The sequence below is a fragment of the Methylophilales bacterium genome (assembly GCA_019823025.1).
Taxonomy (GTDB): Bacteria; Pseudomonadota; Gammaproteobacteria; order Burkholderiales; family Methylophilaceae; genus BACL14.
Map to the genome: position 1 here is coordinate 584,542 of CP081940.1, position 13,292 is coordinate 597,833.

The following is a 13,292-nucleotide window of genomic DNA, read 5'->3' on the forward strand; positions in this document are numbered from 1 at the left end:
AATTATAACACGCAGAATTTATGCTAATTACGTTAACCTACAAATACAATTGGAGTTATATTTTGAAATACACTTTAAAACTGTTTATTATTTTTTTATTATCTTTTGTAAGCACAAGTATTTTCGCAGAAAAAAATGTTCAATTTCTCATAAATACTTCCAAAGGAAATATTGTTATAGAAACATACCCTGAGAAAGCACCCATCACTGTCAAAAACTTTGAGAGTTATGTTAATAAAGGTTTTTATAATGACACTATATTTCACCGTGTCATAGATGGCTTTATGATTCAAGGTGGCGGATTCACAAAAGATATGTCACAAAAACAAACTGATGCGCCAATCAAAATTGAATCTGATAACGGCCTTAAAAATAAAAAGTACACCATTGCTATGGCAAGAACTTCAATACCAGATTCTGCAACCTCTCAATTCTTTATAAATGTTAAAAATAATGATTTTTTGGATTACTCAGGACAAAGTAATCCTGGTTACTGTGTTTTTGGAAAAGTCATTGAAGGTCAAGATGTTGTCGACAAGATCGGTAAATTAAAAACAAGAGTCAAGAATGGGATGGGTGATGTTCCTATCAAAACAGTTAAAATTAATTCTATAAAGGTCAAATAATTTATGAGTAACGTAACTATAAAAACAAATTTAGGATCACTCGTGTTGGAGCTTAATGAAAAGGCAGCCCCGATCACTGTTAAGAACTTTGAAAGCTATGTTAGTAAAGGCTTTTTTAATGACACTATATTTCACCGTGTCATAGATGGCTTTATGATTCAAGGTGGCGGATTCACAAAAGATATGTCACAAAAACAGACTGACGCACCTATCAAAAATGAAGCCGATAATGGGCTTAAAAATGAAAAGTATAGTATCGCAATGGCAAGAACACAGGATCCAGACTCAGCCTCATCGCAATTTTTTATTAATGTAAATAATAATAATTTCTTAGATTTTCCTGGCCAAGATGGTGCTGGGTACTGCGTTTTTGGTAAGGTTATTGAGGGACAGGATGTCGTAGATAAAATTGCAAAGGTATCAACTGGTTCTGCAAATGGTCATCAAGACGTTCCTAATGAACATATCATAATAGAGGAAGCTTCCGCCTGATTCATATAAAAGATAGCGCTATATTTTTTTCAGACATTCATCTTGATGACTCGTCCAAAAAAGATATAGCCTACTTTGTTTCATTCATAAATAACTATGTTAAAAATTATCCAAATATTTTTATTTTAGGTGATTTATTTGACTGGTGGCCAGGTGATGATACCAATCAATTTAAAAAGGTTATTGCTTTATTGAAACAAGTATCCAATAAATCAAAAATATTTTTTATTTGTGGAAATCGAGATTACTTAATTGGTAAAAAATTTGCTAAAGAAACAAATATCACTATTCTTCCAGATCACCAACTAATTAAGCTTGGAAAAGAAAAAGCAATTATCCTTCACGGGGATACTTTATGTACAGATGACAAGAAATACCAAAGGTTTAGAAAATTTTCAAGATCTTGGATTAGTAAAAAGGGTTTTTTATTGTTTCCAAAATATTTAAAGGATTGTATATTTAACTTTGCTAGGAAGAAAAGTAACTATGATAAAAGTTCTAAAAATAAAGAGATCATGGATGTTAATGAACTTGCTGTAAAAAAATTATTTAATGAATTTAATAATCCTCCCATAATGATTCACGGACATACACATCGACCAAAAATTCATACCTATAAAATTAACGGGCTTGAATCAAAGAGAGTGGTTTTAAGCGATTGGCACGAATCAGGAAGTTTTTTACTTTGGGAAAGGGGAAAATTAAAAAATATTAAGATTTAAGCTCTCTTTACCTCATTAACTCTATTTGCTTTGGCAGCTTGATTAAGTATTCCATTAATATATTTATAGCCATCCGCCCCACCATAGGTTTTTGCAATTTCAACCGCTTCATTTATAACCACTTTATATGGTACGGACATAGAATACTTAAGTTCATATAATGAGAAATATATAATTGATAACTCAATTGGGCTTAGTTCCTCATAACTTCTATCAATATATGATTCAATTTCTTGCTTTAAAGAGTCAATATTTTTAAAGACTCCAGATAATATTTCTTCATACAAGTCTTGATCTGCTCGAATAAAGTCTGGGTCATCTTGTATGTCTTTTTTAATTTGAGTGATATCAATTTGATTTACGAGACCCCGATAAACACTTTTCATGACCAATTCTCGTGACTTACGCCTATTGTTGATCTTTTTTTTTCTTGATTGTGGTTTTGGTTTTAAAGTCATATATCACTTACTAATAAAGCCATTTCAATAGCACCGGCAGCAGCTTCTTTACCTTTTATTTTGGTCCTCGCAAAAGCTTCTTCGCCTGAATTTGTAGTGATAATTGCATTAATAACCGGAATGTTATGCCTTAATTGAACTTGCATTAGACCGTTAGCTGATTGATCGGATACTACCTCAAAGTGATATGTTTCTCCCCGAATTACGGCTCCAACACCGATTAGTACATCAAACTTTTTTTTTGTTGCATAAGCATTGATCATCATTGGAATTTCAAGTGCGCCTGGAACCTCTTTTTTCAAAATATGATTTTCATCAATACCCTCATGTATTAACTGGTCGACACAGGAATTCAGCAACTCTTTTACAACGGACTCATTGAAACGAGAATAAACAATACCTACATTTAAGCTTTTAATATCTTTCTTGCTCAACATTTAATCCTTAGTTTAAAGAAAGATGATTATACCTTTTTGTAGGGCATTAAGAATTCCTAAAGTGATAGGCACTCCAACTACAATCCAGGCAAGAGGTAGTAGAATCTTTTGCATTGAGGTATTTGTAACAGATGCAACTACTGGTGAATTGGTTTGAGTTCCTTTTATTGCACCTTGTTCAGCTTTTAACTCTTCTGGTGTCATACCAAACTTTTTATTTACTGGCTTAACTAATAAATTCAAAATAAAGCCTGCAACTAAAAGCATTGCCAAAATTTTAAAACTTGAGTTATAAGCTTGGTCTGTTGGAATACCCATGCTTAATTGATATTCTCTTAGGTAAGAAATAAGCATTGGTCCTACAATTCCAGCTAATGACCATGCTGTCAAAAGTCTGCCATGAATAGCACCAACGTGTTGTGTTCCGAAAATATCCGCTAAATAAGCAGGAATCGTTGCAAAACCTCCTCCATACATTGTAAGAATAACCAATGTAATAAGAACAAAAGTAGCTATATATTGATTTATGCCTGCCCATGGAGCTGCCAAATAAAGCGCTGTTCCTAGACTAAAAAATATTGCATATGTTAACTTCCTGCCAAGAAAATCAGATGATGATGCCCAAAAAATTCTTCCTATAATATTGGCTAATGATAGCAATGCACCAAATCCTGTGGCAATTGCACCTATAATAAGTGGGTCAAAACTACTCGCTGCAATCTCTTGAAACATTGGCTTTGCGACAGACAATACACCAATACCCGCAGAAACATTTAAGCATAGAACTCCCCATAACAACCAAAATTGTGGAGTTTTGTGAGCATTGCTAACATGAACATGACTTGAAGAAATCATATTGTTTGTTTTTCTTGCAACCTGATTCCACCCTTCTGGCTTCCAACCCTCAGCAGGAACACGATATCCAAATGCACCGATGGTCATCGCAATAAGATATATTAATCCCATAATGAAAAAAGTTTCTCCCACTCCATTCGCTTTAATTAGATAATCTCCTAAAGGCATTCCAATCATAGCGCCACCTCCAAATCCCATGATTGCCATTCCAGTCGCTAAGCCTCTTCGATCAGGAAACCATTTAATCAAAGTTGAGACAGGTGAAATATAACCAAGACCCAATCCTATACCGCCTATTACACCAGCACCCAACCAAATAAGCCATAATTGATGAAGTGATACTCCTAAGGATGTCACCATAAGACCGCCACCCCAAAATATAGCAGCAGCTACGCCTGCCTTTCTTGGTCCGGCTTTTTCTAACCAATGTCCAAATAGAGCTGCTGCCAGTCCTAAAAAAACAATTGCAATAGCGAAAGTCCAGACAACATCACTCCGCATCCAATCACACGAAGTAATAAAAATGCGCTCAAAGAAACTTACATCGGCACCACATTCAGTACCTACCAATTTTGTAAGTTCAGGCCAAAAAATACTAAACCCATAAATCATTCCAATTGATAAGTGAATCATTAATGCTGCAGGAGGCACCATCCACCTATTAAAAGATTTATCTGCGACAATTTTGTTTTTTGCAAGAGAATCAAACATGAAAAGATATCCTAGAATTTTTATTTAATTGTTTTTTTTAATAATACTACATGAAAAAAAATATTCAGGATGTAAAAAAAAATACTTAATTAATGTCATAAATTTGTCATATTAATGTCATAATATAAAATAATGGCAGCTAATATACTTATCGTAGAAGATGAAAATGCAATTTTAGAATTAATTGCTCTAAATCTTCATCAATCGGGTTTTAATCCCCTAAGAGCAATCAGTGCAGAAATTGCCGACAGCCTAGTCAAAAATACATTACCGGATTTAATCGTTTTAGATTGGATGTTGCCCGGTATGGATGGCATTACTTTTGCTAAAAGACTGCGTGCTAATTCTGATACAAAAAAAATTCCAATTATCATGTTAACTGCTAAAAGTGAGGAAGATAATAAAATTATGGGTTTAAATTCTGGAATTGACGATTATCTCACCAAACCCTTCAGCCCAAAAGAGCTTATCGCAAGAATCAATGCTCTGCTTCGAAGAAGCTCTCCTGAATTAACTGATGAACCAGTAAATATTTTAGATCTTTCTTTGGACCCCCTCCAGCATCAATTAACTATCAAAGGCAAACTAATTAAAATTGGGCCAACTGAATTTAAAATACTTCACTTATTTATAAAAAATTTAAATAAAGTTTTTAGTAGAAATCAAATTATGGATAGAGTCTGGGGAAATAAATCTGAAATTGATGATAGAACAGTTGATGTTCATATCAAAAGAATCCGTGCCTGCCTTGCAAATGAAGGCTATGATAAAATCATCAGAACAATACGGGGTGCAGGTTATAGCGTTTCGGAAAAACATCTCTCATAAAAATATAAAGTTATAATGAATTTAATTTTTAACATTAAAGAATAATTGCCTTGCAAGATATTAGACTCCGAACCTTCATATTTATTACTCTCATCTTTCTATTAAGCATTGTTGTCTCAAAATTATTTAGCTTCGATATAGCAGTTATTTTTTTCATAATAAGTTTAATTATTTATCTCATTTCTCATATCTTTTGGATAAATGAATTATCTAAATGGCTAGATAAACCTAAAGCCTCAGAAATTCCTGATGGAAAGGGTATTTGGCAAGACATATTTTCTAAAATATACAAAAACTACAGATTCGATACCAAATCAAAAAAAGATCTCACTACTGCTATGGAACAGTTTGTCCAGGCAGCAGACGCCCTCTTAGATGGTGTTGTTTCATTAAATGATTCAAACGAAATTATTTGGTGCAACAAAAGAGCGCAGCTAATGTTTGGCATACATCCAAAAAAAGACTTAAATAAACCTATTCAGCATATTTTTAGGAATTCAGAATTTAAAAAATATCTTGACGCGGGAGATTATGAAACTCCACTTCAAATTGATACTGAAAACTATATTAATCATATCGAAGTAAAAATAATTCCTTTTGGAAGGTATCAAAAACTCCTTACAGCAAGAGATATATCATCAATACTTAAAAATGAATTAGTTAGAAAAGAATTTGTGTCTAATTTTACCCATGAATTAAAAACACCTCTCACCGTGATAACAGGTTTTATCGAAACACTAGATCAGCCAAAAAATAATCTTACTAAAGATACAAAAGAAATATTTACGCTCATGAGTGATCAGGCAAATAGGATGAAGGATCTAATAAATGATTTATTACTACTTTCAAATATTGAAGCGAGCCTAAACAAAAATAGGTCGGAAAAAATTTCTGTTAAAAGATTGTTTGAAAATATCAAGATATCCACAACCAAAATAAACAAAAAGAAACAGAAAATTAAATTTGATATCGATAATGAATTAAATATTTATGGATCAAAAAGTGAAATACAAAGTGCATTCACAAATCTAATCAGCAATGCTGTCCGCTATACACCTGAGAAAGGTAATATTCTTATTACATGGCGCCTTATAAATAACTTACCAATTATGGAAGTAACTGATAGTGGCGTAGGAATACCAAAAGATAAAATTAACAGGATCACCGAGCGATTTTATCGAGTAGATGAGGATAGAAGCAGATCTTCGGGAGGCACAGGGCTTGGCCTATCAATTGTAAAAAATATTATGTTGCAACATCAGGGCCAATTAGAAATATCAAGTGAATTAAATAACGGGAGTACCTTTAAGCTAATATTCCCTAAAGATAGAATAATAAAATCTTCATGAGAAGATTTTTTTTAATTCTCTCTTTATTTTTAATGGGTTGTAATTCGTCATTAGAAAGGAAGGATTCTACACAATATGACAAAGGCTCTTTCAATCAGCTCACAAAGACAGATTTTGACAGAATGGCTGATTATGAAATTAAAGAGAATACCGAAAGTTTAAGAATTCTTGCGTTAAAGTTTTATAAAAAAAATCCTGCGGAGCTGAGGAAAACCACATCAGACAGCCCTGAAGTTACAGTCAACTGGCTATTTACAACCCAACATAGCTGGAAATTTAAAGAAATTAACGATGCCCAAGGAATTGAAGCACTTGATCAAGTGTTTGATGAGAATTTCAAAGGTGACAGAGTGCTGTCACTTATTACCGGTTTATACACTATGCTAATAACGGCCCATGACAATCAAAAAGAATTTGATATGTTTGATTCACTTGACCCACAACTTATCTACAACGCCGCTCGAAATGTTGAAGTCATTGTTTGGCGACTATCGACAAAAAAGAAAAAAAATGGAGAGCTATTCCTTGTTACAAATGAAATTAATGATGATTCTCAAAACCTATCATTTGAAAGAGAGTTTGGAAAAATTATTGGTAGAACGGATTATTTTGCTTACGTATTATCTGAAAAAAAAGAGCGGTACATAACAAGAGCCGTTCAAGGCACGACATTGAATATATTATTACCATTTCTATAACAATATTTTTTCGATTCCACCTTTTGTTGCCTTTTCAACATAGTCTTCAAGCCAACCTTCTCCCAGGTTATGTTTAGCTAATTCAACAACAATATAATCAGCAGTTGTTTTAGTATCATCCCCATACCGCTGAAGTCCCTGAAGGCATGATGGACAAGACGTTAAAATCTTAACTGGTTTTTCATCCATCGTTGCATTAACAGGCAACTCTGAAATTCCTTTTTGAATTTCTTCTTGTTTTCTTAATTTCACCTGTGACGCTATATCTGGTCTGCTGGCTGCAAATGTTCCAGACTCACCACAGCATTTGTCATTCAAAGGCACAGATTGATTCATCAGAGTGCTTGCCACCTTTGTAGGCTCATATGTTTTCATTGGGCTATGACATGGATCATGATACATATATTGTTGACCCGAAATTCCATCCATCTTAATATTTTTTTCCATCAGGTACTCATGAATGTCTAAAAGGCGACATCCAGGAAATATCTTTTCAAATTCATATTTTTGTAGTTGATCCATACAAGTACCACAAGACACAATTACCGTTTTAATATCTAAATAATTTAGAGTGTTTGCGACCCTGTGGAACTGAACTTGATTGTCTGACGTAATCTCCTGACCTTTAATTTCATCACCTGACGAAGTTTGAGGATACCCACAACAAAGGTATCCGGGCGGTAACACTGTGACCGCTCCAACTTCAAATAACATAGCTTGAGTTGCAAGGCCTACTTGAGAAAATAATCTTTCAGACCCGCAGCCAGGAAAATAAAAAACAGCCTCAGATTCTTCATTCGTTTTACTTATATTTCTGATTACGGGAACTACTTTATCATCCTCAATACCCAATAATCCTCTAGATGTTTTTGTTGGCATATTTTTAGGCATTGGCCTATTCAAAAAATGAATAGTTTGTGTAATTACGTCAGGTTTTTTAACGGTTGCAGCTGGTGATATTTTAGAAAAATTTGTTAATTTTAATTTTTTTAAAACCTTATGTCCCCATCGTTGAATTTTATAGCCATAATCAATCATCACTTTTCTCATTAGTTTGATTGTTAATGGGTCCTTTAAATTTAGATAGGTAATTGCAATTGAGTTTCCAAAATTAAAGTGCTTCTTACCTTGTTCTCTTAAAAAATTTCTCATTGAAATTGAGACTTCACCGTAATCAATATCAACGGGACATGGAGCTAAACATTTGTGGCAAACTGTACAATGATCTGCGACATCGTTAAATTCATCAAAATGTTTAATTGAAATGCCTCTTCTAGTTTGCTCTTCATATAAAAAAGCTTCGACAAGCAATGATGTTGCCAAAATCTTATTTCTAGGGCTATAAAGCAAATTAGCTCTTGGCACATGAGTGGCGCATACCGGCTTACATTTACCGCACCTCAGACAATCACTCACTGAATCTGCGATAGAGCCAATTGTTGACTGATTCATAATAATTGATTCCTGCTCCAATAAGCCAAAGCTCGGTGTATAAGCATTCATCAACCCTGAGCCAGGTAACAACTTACCTCTATTAAAGTTTCCATTAGGGTCGACCTTATTCTTATATTCAGCAAAGGTATTTATTGCTGATGGTTCTAAGAATTCCATCTTTGTAATTCCAATGCCATGCTCTCCAGAAATAACGCCATCTAAACTTTTAGCCAGATTCATGACACGAGCAACAATTTTTTGAGCCTCTTGCATCATTTCATAATTGTCTGAATTTACAGGAATGTTTGTATGGATATTGCCATCACCCGCATGCATATGAAGTGCCACAAAGAGTCTTGATTTCAAAATGTCTTGATGCTTTTTATTGATAATCTCTCTTATATCAGCGTATTCTCTCCCATTAAATATATCCTCTAAAGGTTTTTTTAATTCACTCTTCCATGAGATCGTTAGTTTATGGGATTGTATTAGGTCAAAAATTGTATTATCGCCAATGAATTCAGATAATTCTGGATAATCTTTTGAAGTCGTTTGAAACCCATCCAAATAGCTTACCCATTTACTTTTAACAGAAGCAAGATGTTTTAGTGCGATATGTTTCTTTTCTTCAATAACGCCTTCATCCAAATCATTTTTAAAATTGCTTAAAAAATTAAAATTAAATAACGCTTCCAACTCTGTAATTAATTTTAATTTATTAGAAATAGATTGTTCGATATTTATTTTTTCAATTTCATTGGCATACCTACCAAGATTGGGCAGGGGAATAACAACATCTTCATTTATTTTAAAAGCATTTGTATGTTTAGCGATTGCCGCTGTTCTAGCCCTATCTAGCCAAAACCTCTTTCTGGCTTCCGCCGAAACTGCAATAAAACCCTCTCCATTTTTTATGTTTGCAATTTGAACAACTTTTGAAGCAACTGAACCAAGCTCATCTTCATCATTTGAGGCAATATCTGCAATTAATACCATCTTGGGTCTCTCTGATCTTGTTGCTTTTGTAGAATAACCAACAGCTCTTATGTACCTCTCATCTAAGTGCTCAAGACCAGCCAGGGAAACGCCTTCAAATTCTTTTAAATATTCTGTAATTTGGACGATAGAAGGAACAGCGTCGCTGACACTTCCAAAAAATTCTAAGCAGACGGTCCTGATATGTTCAGGCATTTTATGGAGAATAAATCTTGCTGAAGTTATTAGTCCGTCACATCCCTCTTTCTGAACACCTGGCAGCCCACTTAAAAACTTATCAGTGACATCCTTACCTAATCCAGCTTTTCTAAAGTTAGCGCCAGATATTTCAAGAATTTCAGGGTTTTCTTTAGGGTTGATACCATTTTCATCAAACTTAGTTATCTGAAATTTAACTGTTTCAGTATCATGAACCTTGCCTAAGTTGTGAGCCAACCTTTCAATTTCAACCCAATCTCCATTAGGATCAACCATCTTCCAAGAAGCAAGGTTATCTAAAGCCGTTCCCCAAAGAACAGCTTTTTTTCCACCCGCGTTCATCGCAACGTTTCCACCTATGCATGAAGCATCAGCAGAAGTCGGATCTGTTGCAAATTCTAAACCTGCATTTGATGCAACTTCCATCGCTCTTCTTGTAACAAGCCCTGCGCCACAATGAATTGTTGGAACTGTTTGGGTAATTCCAGGTAAATTTTTATATTCGACTTGACTCACACTGTCTAGCTTTTCTGTATTTATTACTACTGACTGAGATACTAGTGGGATTGCACCACCAGTGTAGCCAGTCCCCCCGCCTCGAGGTATTATCGTTAAACCTAACTTGATGCAAGCCTTTACGATGGTGGACACTTCCAATTCAGTGTCCGGATTTACTACTACGAACGGTAACTCAACACGCCAATCAGTAGCATCTGTAACATGAGAAACTCTTGCTAAGCCATCAAACTGAATGTTGTGTTTTTTAGTATATTTCTTAAGTCTAGAATAAACTTTTTTTCTTAACTTTTTTACTTGTTGGAACTCTAACTCAAATTCATCAATCGCAGTTCTAGCAGCTTTTGTTAACTGCGCTGCCTTCATGTTGCCAAAGCTTCTATCTTCAATACTCTGAACCCTGTGGCGCATTGCTTTCAGAAGCATATTTAGTCTTTTTTTATTTTCTAATAAGTCATCTTGGAGATAAGGATTTCTTTTCACGACCCATAAATCACCTAAAACTTCAAAAAGCATTTTTGCAGAACGCCCAGTTTTTCTCTCAGATCTTAACTCTAGGATGATATTCCATATATCATGGCCAAGAAAACGTATAACAATTTCTTTATCCGAAAAAGAGGTGTAGTTGTAAGGTATCTCTCTTAATCTATCTGAAGAAGAGGATGGAAGCTTAGCTAATACAGATGATAGGGGTGCGTTCATTTAATACAGTCGTTTTTAAGGGTTAAGAATACCATGCAAGGATTTCGGTACAAAGTATTATTTAATTATAGTATCTCTCATAACATATGAGAGAATATATATATGATTATTCAGTATTATTAAAGTTCATGCTTTGGATTAAATCTTTTCATATCATCTTTATGGTTACTTGGTTTGCCGGGCTGTTTTATCTTCCAAGATTGTTTGTCTACCATTCAATGGCCGTTGATAAAATAAGTATTGATAGATTTATTATTATGGAAAGAAAACTTTTGTATGGAATTATGACACCGGGAGGCATTCTTACAATTGCATTTGGTTTTTGGTTAATGTTTCAATATAACTATTCAGGCATATGGCTGCATCTTAAAATCCTTTGTGTATTACTTTTAAGTATTTATCATTTATATTGTTTTAAATATTTTTTTGCTTTTAAAGAAAATAAAAATAAACACAGTCATATTTTTTTTAGATGGTTTAATGAAGTCCCAGTTGCATTTCTTATAATTATAATTTTTTTAGTGGTATTTAAACCTTTATGAAAAATATCTTAATTTCAGGTTCGTTGGCCTACGATTCTATTATGGTCTTCCAAGATTATTTTAAAAATCATATTTTGCCTGATCAAATTCATAAGCTAAGTGTTTCTTTTTTTGTACCTGAACTTAAAAGAAATTTTGGTGGGACAGCGGGTAACATTGCCTATAATTTGTCATTACTTAATTCAAACTCAATTTTAATGGCAACCGTAGGAGAAGACTTCAGTTCTTATGAAAAACGACTGAGTAGGCTTGATATTGTCCAAGACTATGTTAAAGAAGTTACCGATAGTCTGACAGCACAAGCTTACATCACTACTGATTTAGATGATAATCAAATTACGGCCTTTCATCCAGGTGCGATGATGGAATCTCATCAAAATAGTATTTCAAGTGTTACTGAGAAAGTTGATTTAGCAATTATTGCACCAGCAGGGAAAGAAGGAATGATAAAGCACGCACACGAATGTTCTGAAAAAAATATCCCTTTTATTTTTGATCCAGGCCAAGGCCTTCCGATGTTTGATAAAGATGAATTGAATACATTTATAGACCAAGCAACCTATATTGCCGTTAATGATTATGAAGCTGAGCTTCTTATTAAAGTTTCAGAGTTAAGTGTCAGCAAAATCCAAAGTAAGGTTGAAGCTCTAATAATTACAAAAGGTGCACAAGGCTCAGAGATTTATTGTGATAAAAAGATTACGATACCTTCAATAAAAGCAGATTCTCCAGTAGACCCAACTGGATGCGGCGATGCTTACAGAGCGGGTTTGCTTTATGGGATCGCAAACGAACTAGGTTGGGAGAATACAGGAAAGCTTGCCTCGGTTATGGGAAGCATAAAAATTAAAACACAAGGTGGACAAAACCATACTCCATCACTATCAGAAATAGAAGGATTATTTGGTAAGAAACTAATTTAAATCTTTCTTGTTAACCGCAACAGAAAAGGTTTTATTATCTTCCAAACGCAATGCCGTTAATTTCTTTCCCCAAATACAGGCTGAATCGATTGATGTGCCGTAAGGATGGTGATGAAGCTCGATTGCTGACCAATGTCCAGAAATTATTCTTTTATCTCTTTTGAAAATAGACTTAAAACTAAACCAGGGTTTTAAGTGAGCTGGGAGATTATTCAAAGATCCGTTATATTTAAAATCTAGTGATTGATCTTTATTTAGGCAACGCATTCGCGTTAATGCATTTACAGAAAATCTCATTTTTTCATCTCTACTCATCTCCCCACTCCAAATATTTGGCATATTTCCATACATAACCTTAAAAAAATGTTCTGGATCAGATTGCATGAGTACACAGGTTTCGTTGGAATTTTTATATGCCTCATCAAAGGACCAGCATGGATGAATGCCTGCATGCACGAGAATTTTTTTTTCGCCAATAAATGTTAAAGGCCAAGTTAACACCCATTCGACCAATTGATTAATTTCTTTAGATTCAAGCAAGGAATTTAATGTATCTTTTTTATTATGCCTTCTTTGCTTAAAAAAAATGGCTAGGAAGTGAAGGTCATGGTTACCTAAGACAATTTTGATATTACTTCTATTTTCGAAACACCAGGAAAGTGTTTCCATTGAGAATTTACCTCGATTAACAATGTCACCGACAAACCAAAGCTCATCCTTAGTTGAATCAAATGGTATTTTTTTTATTAAGTCTTGTAGTGAGTAATAGCAACCTTGAACATCACCAATAGCAAAAGTTGCCATT

At 34.1% G+C, this 13,292-nt stretch carries 13 protein-coding genes; 8 read left to right on the forward strand and 5 right to left on the reverse strand.

Annotated features, from left to right (window positions below):
- The first annotated feature begins 20 nt into the window (after window positions 1-20).
- From K6112_03100 to K6112_03110, 3 genes are read left to right on the forward strand one after another with little or no spacing between them, the layout of a single operon-like run.
- A complete protein-coding gene (locus K6112_03100; GenBank protein QZP18341.1) occupies window positions 21-626 on the forward strand; it encodes a peptidyl-prolyl cis-trans isomerase in 606 nt (201 codons plus the stop codon).
- Window positions 627-629: 3 nt separating this feature from the next.
- On the forward strand, window positions 630-1,118 hold the full coding sequence (locus K6112_03105; GenBank protein ID QZP18342.1) for a peptidylprolyl isomerase: 489 nt from the start codon (window positions 630-632) through the stop codon (window positions 1,116-1,118).
- The gene (locus tag K6112_03110) at window positions 1,115-1,840 is read left to right on the forward strand and encodes a UDP-2,3-diacylglucosamine diphosphatase (GenBank protein QZP18473.1); all 726 of its coding nucleotides are present in this window, start codon (window positions 1,115-1,117) and stop codon (window positions 1,838-1,840) included. The genes K6112_03105 and K6112_03110 overlap by 4 nt, the downstream gene beginning before the upstream one ends.
- Here the strand turns inward: K6112_03110 and nusB are convergent.
- The 3 genes from nusB to K6112_03125 are packed head-to-tail and all read right to left on the reverse strand — an operon-like array spanning window position 1,837 to window position 4,301.
- Window positions 1,837-2,298 carry a transcription antitermination factor NusB gene (gene nusB, locus K6112_03115; GenBank protein ID QZP18343.1) on the reverse strand — a complete coding sequence of 154 codons (462 nt, stop codon included), beginning with the start codon at window positions 2,296-2,298 and terminating at the stop codon, window positions 1,837-1,839. The genes K6112_03110 and nusB overlap by 4 nt on opposite strands.
- On the reverse strand, window positions 2,295-2,735 hold the full coding sequence (ribH, locus tag K6112_03120; GenBank protein ID QZP18344.1) for a 6,7-dimethyl-8-ribityllumazine synthase: 441 nt from the start codon (window positions 2,733-2,735) through the stop codon (window positions 2,295-2,297). The genes nusB and ribH overlap by 4 nt, the downstream gene beginning before the upstream one ends.
- Before the next feature lie 12 nt (window positions 2,736-2,747).
- On the reverse strand, window positions 2,748-4,301 hold the full coding sequence (locus tag K6112_03125; protein ID QZP18345.1) for an OFA family MFS transporter: 1,554 nt from the start codon (window positions 4,299-4,301) through the stop codon (window positions 2,748-2,750).
- A 132-nt stretch (window positions 4,302-4,433) separates the two neighbouring features.
- Here K6112_03125 and phoB point away from each other — a divergent pair, with 132 nt between their 5' ends.
- Genes phoB through K6112_03140 form a run of 3 tightly spaced genes read left to right on the forward strand, consistent with a single transcriptional unit; the run spans window position 4,434 to window position 7,176 of the window.
- Window positions 4,434-5,129: a phosphate regulon transcriptional regulator PhoB gene (phoB, locus tag K6112_03130; protein QZP18346.1), complete on the forward strand. Its 696-nt coding sequence runs from the start codon at window positions 4,434-4,436 to the stop codon at window positions 5,127-5,129.
- A 50-nt stretch (window positions 5,130-5,179) separates the two neighbouring features.
- Window positions 5,180-6,478, forward strand: a complete 1,299-nt coding sequence (phoR, locus tag K6112_03135; GenBank protein ID QZP18347.1) for a phosphate regulon sensor histidine kinase PhoR — start codon at window positions 5,180-5,182, stop codon at window positions 6,476-6,478.
- A 32-nt stretch (window positions 6,479-6,510) separates the two neighbouring features.
- Entirely contained in the window at window positions 6,511-7,176 is a 666-nt protein-coding gene (locus K6112_03140; protein QZP18348.1) for a hypothetical protein, read from the forward strand.
- On the opposite strand, the gene K6112_03145 is transcribed toward K6112_03140, so the two are convergent.
- Entirely contained in the window at window positions 7,171-11,022 is a 3,852-nt protein-coding gene (locus K6112_03145) for a DUF3683 domain-containing protein (protein QZP18349.1), read from the reverse strand. The genes K6112_03140 and K6112_03145 overlap by 6 nt on opposite strands.
- 128 nt (window positions 11,023-11,150) lie before the next feature.
- Here K6112_03145 and K6112_03150 point away from each other — a divergent pair, with 128 nt between their 5' ends.
- Window positions 11,151-11,564, forward strand: coding sequence for a CopD family protein (locus K6112_03150; GenBank protein ID QZP18474.1), 414 nt, complete (start codon window positions 11,151-11,153; stop codon window positions 11,562-11,564).
- Entirely contained in the window at window positions 11,561-12,487 is a 927-nt protein-coding gene (locus tag K6112_03155; GenBank protein ID QZP18350.1) for a carbohydrate kinase family protein, read from the forward strand. The genes K6112_03150 and K6112_03155 overlap by 4 nt, the downstream gene beginning before the upstream one ends.
- Here the strand turns inward: K6112_03155 and K6112_03160 are convergent.
- Window positions 12,479-13,291: a symmetrical bis(5'-nucleosyl)-tetraphosphatase gene (locus K6112_03160; GenBank protein QZP18351.1), complete on the reverse strand. Its 813-nt coding sequence runs from the start codon at window positions 13,289-13,291 to the stop codon at window positions 12,479-12,481. The genes K6112_03155 and K6112_03160 overlap by 9 nt on opposite strands.
- Window position 13,292 lies beyond the last annotated feature (1 nt).

Excerpts from the sequence above, each read along its gene's own strand:
- K6112_03100 (QZP18341.1), top strand. The coding sequence starts at position 21 with ATGCTAATTACGTTAACCTACAAATACAATTGGAGTTATATTTTGAAA.
- K6112_03105 (QZP18342.1), top strand. The coding sequence starts at position 630 with ATGAGTAACGTAACTATAAAAACAAATTTAGGATCACTCGTGTTGGAG.
- nusB (QZP18343.1), bottom strand. The coding sequence starts at position 2,298 with ATGACTTTAAAACCAAAACCACAATCAAGAAAAAAAAAGATCAACAAT.
- ribH (QZP18344.1), bottom strand. The coding sequence starts at position 2,735 with ATGTTGAGCAAGAAAGATATTAAAAGCTTAAATGTAGGTATTGTTTAT.
- K6112_03125 (QZP18345.1), bottom strand. The coding sequence starts at position 4,301 with ATGTTTGATTCTCTTGCAAAAAACAAAATTGTCGCAGATAAATCTTTT.
- phoB (QZP18346.1), top strand. The coding sequence starts at position 4,434 with ATGGCAGCTAATATACTTATCGTAGAAGATGAAAATGCAATTTTAGAA.
- K6112_03140 (QZP18348.1), top strand. The coding sequence starts at position 6,511 with ATGGGTTGTAATTCGTCATTAGAAAGGAAGGATTCTACACAATATGAC.
- K6112_03145 (QZP18349.1), bottom strand. The coding sequence starts at position 11,022 with ATGAACGCACCCCTATCATCTGTATTAGCTAAGCTTCCATCCTCTTCT.
- K6112_03150 (QZP18474.1), top strand. The coding sequence starts at position 11,151 with ATGCTTTGGATTAAATCTTTTCATATCATCTTTATGGTTACTTGGTTT.
- K6112_03155 (QZP18350.1), top strand. The coding sequence starts at position 11,561 with ATGAAAAATATCTTAATTTCAGGTTCGTTGGCCTACGATTCTATTATG.
- K6112_03160 (QZP18351.1), bottom strand. The coding sequence starts at position 13,291 with ATGGCAACTTTTGCTATTGGTGATGTTCAAGGTTGCTATTACTCACTA.